The sequence below is a fragment of the Rhodococcus sp. Leaf278 genome, from assembly GCF_001426085.1.
Classification (GTDB): domain Bacteria; phylum Actinomycetota; class Actinomycetes; order Mycobacteriales; family Mycobacteriaceae; genus Rhodococcoides.
This window is the reverse complement of record NZ_LMRR01000003.1, coordinates 205,513-218,606: the sequence shown is the minus strand read 5'-3', so window position 1 is coordinate 218,606 and position 13,094 is coordinate 205,513. Positions and strand designations below refer to the sequence as shown.

Sequence of the window (13,094 nt, the reverse complement as noted above, 5' to 3'; positions counted from 1 at the left end):
CATGGCACCGATCGAAGTAGTCATCGCGGGCGGCGGTCTGGGCGGGTTGACCGCGGCGCTCTCGTTGCGGCACAGAGGTATTCAGGTGACGGTGCTCGAAGCCGCAGCCGAACTGGGCGAGGTCGGTGCAGGAATTCAGACTGCTCCCAATGCAAGCCGGATCCTCATCGCCCTCGGGATGCGGGACACGCTCGAAGCGATCAAGACCGAGCCGATGGATCAGGTGCGCAGGCGGTGGGAGAACGGCAAGGTCATCGCGCTCACCGCCCTCGGCGAGTACTGCAAGAAGACGTTCAACGCGCCGTACTGGCACTACCACCGCGCGGATCTGCATTCGGCCATTCATGCGCAGTGCCTCGACCCCGATGGTCCGGGCCCGATGGTGGTGTTCGAGACCGACGCGAAGGTCGTCGAGGTCGACCGCACCGACCCGATGCGGCCTGTCGCGGTCACCGGAACCGGACAACGCTACGAGTCGGATCTGCTCATCGGAGCCGACGGTATTCGGTCGACTGTGCGCGATCTCATCGGCCTACCCGATACGCTGGTGTTCTCCGGTGAAATGGCCTACCGCGCTTTGATTCCGGGCGATCGCATCGTCAAGGACCCGGCTACCCGCTGGCTCGTCGACCGATACCAGAGCACCATCTGGTACGGACCCGACCGACACCTGGTGCATTACATGATCCGTAACGGTGAATACCTCAATGTCGTTGCGCTGGCACCGTGTACCGACGAGGTTCGCGACGGTGGACCACGGCTCGTCGGGCCCGAGGAACTGATGGCGACGTTCCCGGACTGGGACGACCGCGCCCACGCGATGCTGTCCAAGGCCGACGAGAACGTACTGTGCCAGGCGCTCTACTACCGCAGGCCCGACCCGCGGTGGACCGACGGCCGCGTTGCATTGCTGGGCGATGCCTGCCACGCCATGCTGCCGTACCAGGCGCAGGGCGCTTCGCAGGCCATGGAGGACGCAGCCGTGCTCGCGGAGGAACTCGCGAAGGTGACCGCGAGCGGAATCGACGACGCGTTGGCGCGCTACGTATTTCGTCGAGCCCGGCACGCACGGATGGTGCAGGACGCGAGCCTGCAGAACAAAACCTTCTACCACATACCCGATGGACCCGAGCAGCAGAAGCGGGACGCGACACTGGCGTCGTTCGATGGGGAGTCCGACATCTCGTACGACTGGCTGTGGAGCGGTACACCGCTCGACGACAGCGACGACGAGAAATTCCATTACTCGTTCGTCCGATGACGACCTCGGACCACAACACCGCGCCGGAGGCTGCGATGAAGACTGGTGATCAGGTAGTACAGGAACTCCCCTGGAAATGGGGTGTGCAGGGCAAGATCTTCATCATCGGCGGGCTGGGTTACATGTTCGATGCCTGGGACGTGGCGCTGAACGGCTTCTTGACGCCGCTGCTCGGAAGTTACTGGGATCTCTCCCAAGCCGAGCGCGGTCTCGTCGCCACCGGCAACCTGATCGGCATGGCCGTCGGAGCCGTCGTGTGGGGCACGATCGCCGACCGCGTCGGTCGAAAGCGCGCATTCTCGTTGACGCTGTTGATCTTTGCGCTGTTCTCGGTCCTCGGTGCTTTCGCGCCCAGCTTCGAGATCTTCATCGTGCTGCGGTTCCTCGCAGGGTTCGGCCTCGGCGGCTGCATCCCGGTGGACTACGCGTTGGTCAGCGAATTCTCGCCACGTCGCATTCGCGGCAAGATCTTGTCGGCGATGGACGTCTGGTGGCCGATCGGTGCCACCATCTGCGGTGTCGTCGCAACACTGCTCGTCCCGATCGATGGTGACGTTCGCTGGCGCTACATGCTGCTGTTCATGGTTCTGCCTGCGCTGCTGCTGTTCTGGGTCCGGCGCGGCATTCCGGAATCACCCATCTACCTCGCCAAGGTCGGTCGAGAAGACGAGGCCCGCGCCGTCATCGACGACATGGTGACCCGTACCGGATCCGACGCCGTCGACTACGTCATCGTCGCCGATACGGCCCCCAAGGGACCCGGCGGAATGAAAGCGGCTCTGACACAGCTGAAATCGGTGTGGCGCTACAGTCCACGCATCACCGCTGCAGCGTGGATGCTGTTCGTGTCCATCATGCTGCTGTACTACGCAGCACTGAGCTGGATGCCGTCCATCCTCCGCGCCGAGGGCTACGGAGAATTCGCAGCGTTCGCCGGTACGACGCTCATGACCGGCGTCGGTATCGTCGGAGTGCTCACCTCCGCGTTCATCGTCGAGATCTTCGGCCGCAAATGGGTAATCGGACTGTCCGGCCCGATCGCCGGCAGTGCCCTGGTCATGTTCGCCGTCATGCTCGACATCCAGTCTGCGGCGCTGATCTGGCTCGGCATCTTCGGGTTCGTCATCCAGCTGACCATCCCGGTGCTGTACTGCTACGTCTCCGAGCTGTATCCCACCAACATCCGGGCCTCGGGATTCGGCTACGCGTCCTCGGTCAGTCGGGTGGCTACGGGCTTTGCGCCACTGCTCTTCGGCTCCGTCATGTGGCCGATCCTGGGCCTGCCGTTGACCTTCGGCATCGTCACCGCGTTCGTGTTGTTCGCGGTGATCTGGATGGCCTACTTCGCACCCGAGACCAAGGGGCGCGAACTCGACACCCTGGTCGACGAACCCACCGAGGTAGTCGCAGGCGAGGCTCGGGTCTGATGAAGCCCGCACAGTTCGACTACCACCGGGCGCGCGATGTCTCGGGTGCAGTGCGTCTGCTGGCCGAGCTGGGCGAGGACGCGAAGATCATCGCCGGAGGCCAGTCACTGGTCGCCATGATGAACTTCCGTCTCGCTCGGCCCGGGCACCTGGTCGACGTGGGTGGGTTGAATGCTCTGAGCTACATTCGCCGAGAATCCGACGGCCTGCACATCGGAGCGCTCACCACCCACCACGACGTCGAATCCGGCGATGTGGGAACGGACTTCGCGGTTCTGCGTGATGCCATGCGGTGGGTGGGGCACTACCCGATCCGTACCCGCGGCACCGTCGGGGGCAGCATCGCCCACGCGGACGCCACCGCCGAATGGTGCTTGCTCGCCATCCTGCTGGACGCCCGTATCGTTGTCGAGAGCGTGCGGGGGCGGCGAACCGTCGACGCAGATTCGTTCTTCTTCGGGTACTACTCCACCGATCTCGCGTTCGACGAGATGATCGTGGAGATCGTGTTCCCGAACCCGGCCCCGCATGCCGCAGTCACCGAATATGCCGAGCGGCAGGGGGATTTCGCGATCGTGGGCGCAGCAGTGTCTCTCGATCTCGACGGCGTGGCCGTGGTCGGTGGACGCGTCGCCCTCGCCGGGGTCGGCGCGACCCCGATGCGATCGCCGGCAGCAGAGGCCGCGCTGGCCGGGGGTGGAACGTTCGCCGACTGCGCGGACGCCGCAACCGAAACACTGGAACTGGAGGACGAGGGCATGTTCACCGCCGAGTACCGCCGCACCCTGGTGCGCACGTTGGTCGCCGAAGCCTGCAGCGACGCACTGGTATCGCAGGGGGTGCCCACGTGAGCGTCGATCAGGTTCTCACGCCGAAATTCGTCGGCACCTCGGTCGCGCGCCGGGAAGATCCGCGGTTGCTCGCCGGCCGCGGCAGATTCGTCGACGACATCGCGATGCCGGGAATGTTGCACGCTCAGTTCGTCCGCAGCACCGTCGCGGCCGGAGCGATCACCGCACTCGACGTCGGTGGTGTCGCCGCAGTCGAGGGAGTGCGCAGTGTCTTCACCGCGGGGGACCTGAGCCTGCGGCCGATCCGCGCCGAATTGTCCCGTCCGCTGAGCGAATTCGTGCCCACCGACATGCCGGTGCTGGCGCACGACGTCGTGCGCTACGTCGGTGAGCCGCTGGCCATCGTCGTCGCCGCCGATGCCTACAGCGTCGAGGACGGGCTCGAAGCGGCACGAGTGTCGTACCGGACCGTCACGGCCGTCACTTCCGCAGATCAGGCAATGTGCGAAGGCGTTCCTCTGGTTCACGATTCGGTTCCGAACAACACCGTCGTCGACGTGCAGATGTTTGCGACAGACGGCATCGACGAGATATTCGACGACGCGCACACCGTGGTGTCCGTGCAGTCCAGAACCGGACGTCAGAACGCACTGCCCCTCGAGACCCGCGGATGCATCGCGTACTGGGACGACCGCGACGAGCAGTTGATCATCCACATCTGCACGCAGGTCCCGCACCAGGTGCGTACCGTCACCGCGCAGTGCCTCGGTCTGGACGAACGTCAGGTACGAGTCGTCGTGCCTGATATGGGCGGCGGGTTCGGGCAGAAGTGCGTCGTTGGCCGCGAGGAGATCGCGGTTGCTGCGGCTGCCCTGAAACTCGGCCGTCCGGTCAAGTGGATCGAGGACCGCAAGGACGCGCTGACGGCCTCGTTCCTGGCGCGCGAGCAGCAGTACGACGTGCGGGCCGCCTTCGACTCCGAGGGACACATACTGGGCCTCGACGCGGATGTCGTGTGCGACATGGGCGCATACTCCTGCTACCCGTTCACCGCGGGTATAGAGCCCCTGATGGCATCGGCGGAAATGCCGGGGGTGTACCAGGTTCCGGCGTACCGGGTACGTGGACGATCGGTGTTCAGCAATAAGGCTCCGACCGCGCCGTACCGAGGGGTGTCACGCCCGCAGTACGTCATGGTGATGGAAAGATTGTTCGAGCGCGCAGCCCGCGAACTGGCCCTCGATGCAGTGGAGATCCGGCGCCGCAACGTCATCACTGCCTTCCCGTACACCGGCGTCAACAACATCACCTACGACCCCGGCTCGTACCTCGAGGCTCTGAACCTGTGCGAGCAGACGCTGCGGGACGGCGGTTGGTACGACCTTCAGGATCGGGCTACTGCCTCCGGCCGACACATCGGCATCGGGTATTCGTGCTTCAGCGAGCGGACGGGCTACGGCAGCAGCGCCTTTGCGGCCCGCAAGATGAACGTGGTCCCGGGATTCGACATCTCGGAGGTCAGGATGGACACCTCCGGAACCGTCGTCGTGACCACCGGAACGATGAGCCACGGGCAGAGTCACGAGACCACCATGGCGCAGATCGTCGCAGATCGACTCGGCATCGGCGTCGAACAGGTGAAGATCGTGCAGGGCGACACCGACCGGATCACGTACGGATTCGGATCGTTTGCGTCTCGCTCCATCACCATCGGCGGCAGCGCGGTGGCGTTGGCGTCGAACAAGCTGGGAGACAAACTGTGTGAAGTCGCAGCGCACTTGATGGAGACCCGCGACGACAACGTCGAGCTGGCCTCGGGTCGCGTTCGCCAGCGCGACGACCACTCGAAGTACGTCACCTACCGGGACATCGCCGACGTCGCGTATCTGAAGGCACAGTTGCTGCCCAAGGGGGTCGAGCCGGGATTGTCCGCGACGGCGAGTTTCGACGTGTTCAACGACGGCACCTTCTCCAACGCCACCCACGGCGTCGTCGTCGAATTGCACGAGGGCACCGGGCAAGTGGAGATCCTGAAGTACGTGTGTGTCGAGGATTGCGGGGTCGCGATCAATCCGAAGATTGTCGAGGGCCAGTGCCGCGGCGGGATCGCCCAGGGGATCGCGGGCGCGTTGTTCGAGGAGGTGTCGTACGACGACCACGGAAACCCGTTGTGTGCCAGCTTCATCGACTACAAGGTACCCACCGCGTGCGAGATCCCCGATATCGAGATCCATCACCTCGAGACTCCCTGCCTGTTCACCGAATCCGGTGCCAAAGGGGCCGGTGAGGGTGGAACCATCGGTGCACCGGCCGCGGTGCTCAATGCAGTCAACGACGGATTGCGTTCCACCGGAGTGGAACTGAACGACACGCCCATCACTCCCGTCGCAGTACAAGCGGCACTGGCGAAGGGAAAGCCATGAGCAACAAGCAACTGATCGAACTGACCGTCAACGGTACCGAGCACGAAGTGATCAGCGAACCACGCCGCACCCTGGTCGACGTATTACGCCACGACCTGCAATTGACCGGAACCCATGTGGGTTGCGAGCACGGCGTGTGCGGGGCCTGCACTGTCCTGATCGACGGTAAGCCGGCGCGTGCCTGCTTGACGTTTGCCGCGCAGGTGGAGAACTCGGAGATTCGGACCGTCGAATCACTCGGCACCGACGGCGAATTGAACGATCTGCAACGGGCGTTCGCAGACCACCACGGACTGCAGTGCGGATTCTGCACGCCAGGGTTTCTGATGCTGGCCGAGGGATACCTCGCCGACAATCCCGATGCCACCAAGGAGCAGATCCGCGAAGTGGTGGCCTCGAACTATTGCCGCTGCACCGGATACCAGACCATCGTCGAGGCCATCGACTCGTGCGCCGAACAGCGTCGCTGCGTCGGCTGCGCGAAAGGAGTTTCCCAGTGATACTGACCAATACCCTCGACATCGACGCGTCCGCGGACGACGTCTTCAGGCTGATCAACGACGTCGAGAAAGTGGCGACCTGTGTACCCGGGGCCGCTATCACCGGCAAGGACGGTGAGACGTTCCTCGGTGGAGTCAAGGTCAAGGTCGGGCCGATCAGCGCGGCTTACGCCGGCACGATTCGGTTCCTCGAGGTCGACGCCGAGACCCGCACGCTCACCCTCGAAGCCAAGGGCGCGGACTCGCACGGTAACGGCGATGCCGAGGCCCAGGTCGATCTTGCGGTCGAGGCGATAGGCGACCGTTCGCGGTTGACCTTGAACACGGACCTGGTGATCAGCGGCAAGATTGTCTCGTTCGGCAAGGGCGCGATCGTCGCGGTCTCGAACAAGGTGCTGCAGCAGTTCGCTGTCAATCTCGGTGCGCTGCTGAGCGGTTCGACCACGGCCGATCCCACCGCGCCGGCAGCTGCGAGAACAGCTGTTGCGAGCCCGATGGGCGGCGAACTGAACGCGATGTCTCTGCTTCCGGACCCGATGCGCAAGTATGCGCCGGTCGCGGGGATCTTTCTCGCTGGAATGGTCGAGGGCTGGCTGGTGTCCAGAGCCTTCGGGCGTCGGTAGGTCCACGATGCTCGACTTTGCTGCCACACTGCACGATTGGTTCATCGACGGACGACCGTTCGGTGTGGCCACTGTGGTGGCCACCTCTGGCAGCGCGGTCCGCGACGTCGGTGCCGTCATGGCCGTCGACGCCGGTGGTACCGCTCTCGGCGGCGTATCCGGCGGATGCGTCGAAGGTGCAGTGTTCGACGCTGCAATGGCGGCGGCGGAGGGTGGACTCGTCGACCGCCTGAGGTTCGGCGTTGCGGCCGACGACCCGTTCGTCATCGGTCTCACGTGCGGCGGGACGGTCGACGTTGTGGTCGACCGAGTCGATCGGGACACCCGCCCGCACTATGAAAAGCTCTTGGCCCGAATCACATCGCGATCGCCGGTTGCCGAGGTGACCGTCGCCTCCGGTGCCGCGGCTGGGCACCTCGTGGTGAGTGCCGACGACTCGTCCGGCTCCATCGGCAACCCGACGCTCGATGCCGGAGCTGCAGGTGTCGCTCGGGTCATGTTGGCGCACGGCGCAAGTGGACTGCGGGAAATCGAAGTAGACGACGGTGTCATCGAGGTCTTCGTACGATCGTTTCCGGCCCCGCCGCTGCTGATCGTCTTCGGCGCACTGGACTTGGCCGACGCCGTAGCTCACGCAGCAACCATCGTGGGGTACCGCACCGTGGTGTGTGATGCTCGGCCGATATTCGCCACGGCGGAGCGCTTTCCACACGCCGACGAGGTGGTGGTTGCCTGGCCGCACGAGTACCTGACGTCCCAGTGGGACAGGGGTCTGATCGACAGCACCACCGCCCTGTGCGTGCTCACGCACGATGCGAAGTTCGATGTCCCGTTGCTCGACGTCGCAGTGCGCACCCCCGCCGGCTACATCGGCGTGCTGGGCAGCCGTCGAACGCACGAGGACCGACGTGAACGTCTTGTGGACAGAGGGGTCGGAGAGGACTCGCTCGCGCGGTTGTCGTCGCCTGTCGGTCTCGACATCGGCGGACACACCCCCGGGGAGACTGCACTGTCGATCGTCGCCGAAATGGTTGCGGTGTCCAATGGACGATCCGGCGGGCGTTTGCGTGACGGCACCGGTCCGTTGCACGGCAGAACGGACCGCGGCAGCGGGGCTCAGAGTGGCGAGGTCAACTGCGATACGCGCACTGCGCCCGCAGTTCCGAGTATCAGCACGCCGGTCGCGATTGCGAAGGCGATCGAGTAGGAGTCGCCGATCGCGGATGCCACAATCAGTGGACCCACCACCTGTCCGACGCCGTAGACCGCAGTCAACGTCGCCGCGGTACGGCCGACGGGAAGAGTCTGCGCGGTGGTCATCGTCAGCATCGTGATGCCCATGAACGTTCCGCCGAACAGCAGTGCCGAAAATACCGCCGCGATGGTGTTGTCGGTCAGGGCCGGCAGCACTGCGGCGACGGACTGTAAGGCGAACGCGGCCACCAGAGCGCTGCGCAGGCTGGTTCTGCGGGCCACGCCCTGCCACAGCACAGTGGCCGGTACCGCGGCGAATCCGACGACGATCCACACCACCGGACCCACCGACGTGCTGCCGTGGCCACCGACCGCCGCGACGAGAAACGTGCCGACGATGATGTAGCCGAGGCCCTCGAGGAAGTACGCGACGAGCAATGTCTGCCACACTGCCCGGGTCCGGACGTTCACCTCGCCTGCCTCGGACCGCCCTGCAGGTTCGGGGTGCACCCGAAGCGTCCACGCCGGGGCGACGAGCACCGCAGTCAGTATCGCCGAGCACAGCCACAGTGCCTGCCACGACAGATGCGGCCCGACGAGCAACGTGAGTATGCCCGACGCTGCGATACCTGCACCGACGCCGCCGAACGCGATGCCGGGTGACGCACCGTCGACCCTGTGCTCGGTCACGGTGCTCGCGCAGGCGATGAACACCGCGGCACTGGCCAGGCCGGCCAGGAACCTCAGTGCCGAGAATGCTGCGGTGGAATGTACTGCTGCCATGGCCAATTCGCTGGCGATGAGCACGAGCGTCCACAGCCTGAACGACGCCGTCGTGTTGATCGACGGGCGCACCGACAACACGATCGCGCCGACGAGGTAGCCGGCGTAGTTCGCGGTTGCGATGACGGCACCGCTGCTCGGGGTCACCTCCGCGGCATCGACCATGATCGGTAGCAGCGGCGTGAACACGAATCGCCCGACGCCCATCGCGGCCGCGAGTCCGGCCGCGGCAGCGAACGATAGTCGACGGCCGTTCATTGCGGTTACCCTCCTAAGTCATTAGCCGCGCCAACGGTACTCGTCGCATTCGCGTCGCCGGAATCGGACCGGAGGGAACCGATCGCACCACCGGTGCGTCCAACACCTGATACCGACTGTGGGGGGGACGCATGAGTGAGACGAAGTACACCGACGCAGAACGACCTATCTGGGCGCCGTACTGGCCGAACACGTTAAGCCGACTGTGGCAGGCCGTCATCGCGATTGTCGCGGTGGTAGCCATTGCGATCTATCGCGGACGGCTCGAGGTGCACGGAAGCGACAATGGGTACACGATCGGATCGATCGCTCTACTTGCCTTCATGGCCTTTGTCTGGATCGGCATCAACGACAACGTGATTCGATGGGGAATCCCCGTCCGATTCGTTCGGCGCGTCGAGGACCACGTGCTCGGTGGCGGCGTCTCCATTCCGCCCCGGACCGCCAAGCTCTGGTTGATCACGGTCGCGTCCATCTTGGTGTCAGGAATGGGGGTCGCCCTGTCGAAGAGTGACGTGTTCGGCGCGGCCGGTATACCGATTGCTGGAATTGCCATCGTTGTACTGGTGGCGACGCTCGGCTTCCGCAGCAGCGTCGAACTGCGTTTGTTCGCGGATGGATTTGTCAGACGCAGACGGTCGTGCATGTTCTTCTTTCCGCGCACTCACGACATCCTCGTGCGCTGGGACGATGTGGAGCAGTACGAGGCCTCGACGTACCGAACGTCAGAGAAGCGGGGGAGTGGATTCACCGAGCCCGTTCTGTACATCCGGGCCGCTGGGCTCGGCATCGAACGTCCTCGCGACCGGCTCGATCAACCGGACCGGATGGCGATTCGCATCCATTTGCTCGCCGCCGAGCCGAATGCCGTTCTGGCATTGATGAAGTGGTGCACGGACGGCCCGGTCAATCGGATTCGCATGACCGGCTACGACTCACCAGACCTGCTGGTGCCACCACCGCTTCGGGAGCGACTGGAACTGTCGCGGTCCTAGCTTCGGCACGGAACCGATCACGGGCTCGCTGCGTCAAACCCGATGACGTCGATCGACCGGGCGTCGATTCGGTACGACTCGGGGGAGCGTCATGACAGTGAATGTGGATCCAGTGATCCTGCGGCAGTTCTCGACTGTGCTGAGGGGAACGGGGGAGGCTATTGCCGAGTTGGATGCCCTCGACCCGTTCCGCAAATCCGAGAATGCGCTGCAGGGCACAGACTTCGGCGCAGCATGTGCGGCAGCCGCCGCTGCGGCGGCGGGAGCTGTTGCAGCACTGGCCGGCCGGGCCGAATGCGTCGCGGACATCGCTCGTGGTGTCGCACAGAACTACGAGATCGCCGACGACGAACTCGCCCGCCGCCTCGCTGCGATGGACCAGCCGAAGTGACCCCGACCGTGCCGCACGTCGCGGGCTGGGAGCCGGAGTCGATGCGCAAGACGATGATCGAACTGGCCGAGATCGTCGAGCGTGTCAACGGCCAGCGCACCGGAGTGCTGGAGGAGCAGGACGTGCTGGCCGAGACGTGGACCGGCGACGCAGCAGTCGCAGCGGCCGAACGCGTGGTGACCGAATGCTCCCGGATGAGCTCGGTGTGCGGTGAGATCGATTCGCTCGGTGCGGCATTCGAGACCGCAGCAGGAATGGTCGACGCCGCGAAGGCGCATCTGCAGGCGCAGGTGTCGGCAGCGACGGTCAGTGGGTTTGCCGTCGCAAGTGACGGTGTGGTCAACCCCGACGGGATGATTGCGCTGATACCGGACAGCCTGGGCGAGGAAAAGGTGCGACAGGCCGACGAACTACGCTCTGCTGCAGCGCAGTTGACCCGGGACATTCAGGGTGCTCTGAAACAGGCCGAGGAGGCTGCGCTCGACGCTGCCGAGCAGTTGGCCGGACCCACGAAGCTGTTGACCGAGCTGGCGCTCACCAGTCCGACCGGGAAATTCGTCGAGAACCCCGACGGATCGTTCTCATGGATGCCCGACTGGCCGACGACCATAGCGTCGACAGTGATCGGAGGCATGGCCGACGTGACGAGTCGAGCACTCGAGTTGCCGGGTGTCGATTCTGTGGACGACGTTGCCAGGAACATCGGTCGGGGATTGGGAGCGTTCGGTGCCGTGGCCGGAGCGATCCCCGGAATCGCCGGCAATATCGATGACGGGATGGACCCGGCCAAGGCCGTCATCGTCGAGGCAGCACCCATCGCTGCGGGGGCCGCCACGACATGGGTGTTCGGTGCCATCGGCAGCGTGGCGGGTTCGATCGTTCCGGGACCCGGCACGGTGGCCGGCGCGGCGATCGGTATTGCTCTCGGAGGTGCCGTCAATTACGGCGTGTCCAAGCTGTTCGAGGCGAAGTGGAAATGAGCCGAGACGAAGACAACCGCGCCATCTCGAAGCAAGCCGTCTGTTCGCTGCGTAAAAGCACTGCAGGGCAGCAGAAACCATTGTGGGTGCGAACCTGTCGCAGTGTGCATGTTGGGTGGCTCACAGCGTTCGTCGGTCTCGCTGGGGCATCCGTAGCGATTCTTGTGACCCTCGTCCTTCTGTTCGAGCCCCTTACCCCGGATGTGCTCATGGGCGTGTTGTGGCTCGCGTTTCTGGTGATCGTGGCACTCGGACAGTCTGTGGTGATGTCCGGCGTAGGGTCTGCGCGGCTGTCGCGTTTCGTGCGACCGATCGAGGTGGCTGCGGCGGGACGTGGTTTGTCCGTGCCCGGGCGCGGAGACTTCCTGATCCGGAGCTTCATCTTCGCCTTCGCGGTTCTGCTCGGCTTTTCATACTTCTATTGGAGGGACGACGAACCTGGACGTCGTCAGTTCAGGGCGGAGATCTCGACGCTCGTCGGAGCCCCGGTGGGCCTTCTGTGGTTCATTCTGGGATTCGTCATCGTCAACCGGACGAGAATTTCACTGCATCCCGACGGCATAGTGCAGGAGATCTATCGACGTCGGGTATGGAAGGTGACGAGCGATGTCACAGTTGTTCCGTGGGACGGGATTGTCGGCCTGCAGCCGCAGACACATCCGAATCCGGCGGTGCCCCATCCGCATCAGTACCCCACTGTCCGCGTTGTGTATCGCGAAGTCGACAGTGAATTGGATCAGGAACTGACGCTGATGGTGTGCGAGAAGAAGGTCGAGCCCAACGCGTTGCTTGCTCTGTTGCAATGGTGTCGCGACAATCCATGGGCGCGCGAACAGCTCGCTCACGACGACGCACGGGAATTGCTTCGCCCGCCCCGGTTCCTCGATCGCATCGAAGCAGACCGAGCGGCGTCGATGTCGGGTCGACGGGACGTCCAGTGACTACTCGGGAACGGTCGATGCAGAGCTTCTTGCAGCAGCAGGGTGTCGAGCTCGTGGCCGTACACCGCAGTGAATGCAACAGGTTCGGTCTCGAGCTACCCGCGCTGCCGGGGTGGGACGTGGTTCCCGAGCACCTGTTCCCGCATGCCACCGCGGTGCTGTGTTCACCGGTGAACGCCGTCGATGGGTTCGTGCCGAACGCCGTGACGCTGGTAGGAAAGCTATCGCGATCGGTGGATCCGATGGTGTTGCTGGAGTCCGGGTTCGGAGACTCACGGGCGTTGCCGGGCTGGGTCGAGGTCAGCCACGACCGAGACCCGCTGCGCGGACTACCGTCGGTCTCGATCGCCGGTCGGTACGAGTGGGATGGGCATCTGCTCTTCGCCAGGACCCGTTACGTGGTCGTCCACCACATCGTCGATCAGTACCTCGTGCAGCTGACGGTCACCGTGCCTGACGCGAGTAGGGCTCGATCGGGTTGGGTAGCAGACGAATTCGTGGACGAGGTGCGGATCGGGTACGAGTGA

General features: G+C 64.4%; 13 protein-coding genes. 12 read left to right on the top strand and 1 reads right to left on the bottom strand.

The window, feature by feature from the left end; all coding sequences use genetic code 11:
* Window position 1 precedes the first annotated feature (1 nt).
* From ASG84_RS05370 to ASG84_RS05340, 7 genes are read left to right on the top strand one after another with little or no spacing between them, the layout of a single operon-like run.
* Complete coding sequence (locus tag ASG84_RS05370) at window positions 2-1,261, top strand: FAD-dependent monooxygenase (protein ID WP_057475979.1); 1,260 nt, start codon at window positions 2-4, stop codon at window positions 1,259-1,261.
* Window positions 1,258-2,688 (top strand): MFS transporter, encoded by a 1,431-nt coding sequence (locus ASG84_RS05365; RefSeq protein WP_235581544.1) that lies wholly within the window; start codon window positions 1,258-1,260, stop codon window positions 2,686-2,688. Before ASG84_RS05370 ends, ASG84_RS05365 begins: the two co-directional genes overlap by 4 nt.
* A complete protein-coding gene (locus tag ASG84_RS05360) occupies window positions 2,688-3,539 on the top strand; it encodes an FAD binding domain-containing protein (protein WP_057475978.1) in 852 nt (283 codons plus the stop codon). Before ASG84_RS05365 ends, ASG84_RS05360 begins: the two co-directional genes overlap by 1 nt.
* On the top strand, window positions 3,536-5,902 hold the full coding sequence (locus ASG84_RS05355; RefSeq protein ID WP_057475977.1) for a xanthine dehydrogenase family protein molybdopterin-binding subunit: 2,367 nt from the start codon (window positions 3,536-3,538) through the stop codon (window positions 5,900-5,902). The genes ASG84_RS05360 and ASG84_RS05355 overlap by 4 nt, the downstream gene beginning before the upstream one ends.
* Window positions 5,899-6,402, top strand: coding sequence for a (2Fe-2S)-binding protein (locus ASG84_RS05350; RefSeq protein WP_057475976.1), 504 nt, complete (start codon window positions 5,899-5,901; stop codon window positions 6,400-6,402). The genes ASG84_RS05355 and ASG84_RS05350 overlap by 4 nt, the downstream gene beginning before the upstream one ends.
* Window positions 6,399-7,025 carry an SRPBCC family protein gene (locus ASG84_RS05345; protein WP_057475975.1) on the top strand — a complete coding sequence of 209 codons (627 nt, stop codon included), beginning with the start codon at window positions 6,399-6,401 and terminating at the stop codon, window positions 7,023-7,025. Before ASG84_RS05350 ends, ASG84_RS05345 begins: the two co-directional genes overlap by 4 nt.
* Window positions 7,026-7,032: 7 nt before the next feature.
* The gene (locus ASG84_RS05340; protein ID WP_082520803.1) at window positions 7,033-8,232 is read left to right on the top strand and encodes an XdhC family protein; all 1,200 of its coding nucleotides are present in this window, start codon (window positions 7,033-7,035) and stop codon (window positions 8,230-8,232) included.
* On the opposite strand, the gene ASG84_RS05335 is transcribed toward ASG84_RS05340, so the two are convergent.
* Entirely contained in the window at window positions 8,142-9,260 is a 1,119-nt protein-coding gene (locus tag ASG84_RS05335; protein ID WP_057475974.1) for a YbfB/YjiJ family MFS transporter, read from the bottom strand. The genes ASG84_RS05340 and ASG84_RS05335 overlap by 91 nt on opposite strands.
* Before the next feature lie 131 nt (window positions 9,261-9,391).
* Here ASG84_RS05335 and ASG84_RS05330 point away from each other — a divergent pair, with 131 nt between their 5' ends.
* From ASG84_RS05330 to ASG84_RS05310, 5 genes are all read left to right on the top strand, one after another.
* The gene (locus ASG84_RS05330; protein WP_057475973.1) at window positions 9,392-10,255 is read left to right on the top strand and encodes a hypothetical protein; all 864 of its coding nucleotides are present in this window, start codon (window positions 9,392-9,394) and stop codon (window positions 10,253-10,255) included.
* Window positions 10,256-10,346: 91 nt separating this feature from the next.
* A complete protein-coding gene (locus ASG84_RS05325) occupies window positions 10,347-10,646 on the top strand; it encodes a type VII secretion target (protein WP_057475972.1) in 300 nt (99 codons plus the stop codon).
* Complete coding sequence (locus ASG84_RS05320) at window positions 10,643-11,626, top strand: hypothetical protein (RefSeq protein WP_057475971.1); 984 nt, start codon at window positions 10,643-10,645, stop codon at window positions 11,624-11,626. Before ASG84_RS05325 ends, ASG84_RS05320 begins: the two co-directional genes overlap by 4 nt.
* 164 nt (window positions 11,627-11,790) lie before the next feature.
* Window positions 11,791-12,567 carry a hypothetical protein gene (locus ASG84_RS27725; protein ID WP_162248316.1) on the top strand — a complete coding sequence of 259 codons (777 nt, stop codon included), beginning with the start codon at window positions 11,791-11,793 and terminating at the stop codon, window positions 12,565-12,567.
* Between the two features lie 17 nt (window positions 12,568-12,584).
* Window positions 12,585-13,094: an LpqN/LpqT family lipoprotein gene (locus tag ASG84_RS05310; RefSeq protein WP_057475969.1), complete on the top strand. Its 510-nt coding sequence runs from the start codon at window positions 12,585-12,587 to the stop codon at window positions 13,092-13,094.

Bases quoted from the DNA above. Each gene is read 5' to 3' on its own strand.
- ASG84_RS05370 (WP_057475979.1), top strand. From the start codon at position 2: ATGGCACCGATCGAAGTAGTCATCGCGGGCGGCGGTCTGGGCGGGTTG.
- ASG84_RS05365 (WP_235581544.1), top strand. From the start codon at position 1,258: ATGACGACCTCGGACCACAACACCGCGCCGGAGGCTGCGATGAAGACT.
- ASG84_RS05360 (WP_057475978.1), top strand. From the start codon at position 2,688: ATGAAGCCCGCACAGTTCGACTACCACCGGGCGCGCGATGTCTCGGGT.
- ASG84_RS05350 (WP_057475976.1), top strand. From the start codon at position 5,899: ATGAGCAACAAGCAACTGATCGAACTGACCGTCAACGGTACCGAGCAC.
- ASG84_RS05340 (WP_082520803.1), top strand. From the start codon at position 7,033: ATGCTCGACTTTGCTGCCACACTGCACGATTGGTTCATCGACGGACGA.
- ASG84_RS05335 (WP_057475974.1), bottom strand. From the start codon at position 9,260: ATGAACGGCCGTCGACTATCGTTCGCTGCCGCGGCCGGACTCGCGGCC.
- ASG84_RS05330 (WP_057475973.1), top strand. From the start codon at position 9,392: ATGAGTGAGACGAAGTACACCGACGCAGAACGACCTATCTGGGCGCCG.
- ASG84_RS05325 (WP_057475972.1), top strand. From the start codon at position 10,347: ATGACAGTGAATGTGGATCCAGTGATCCTGCGGCAGTTCTCGACTGTG.
- ASG84_RS05310 (WP_057475969.1), top strand. From the start codon at position 12,585: ATGCAGAGCTTCTTGCAGCAGCAGGGTGTCGAGCTCGTGGCCGTACAC.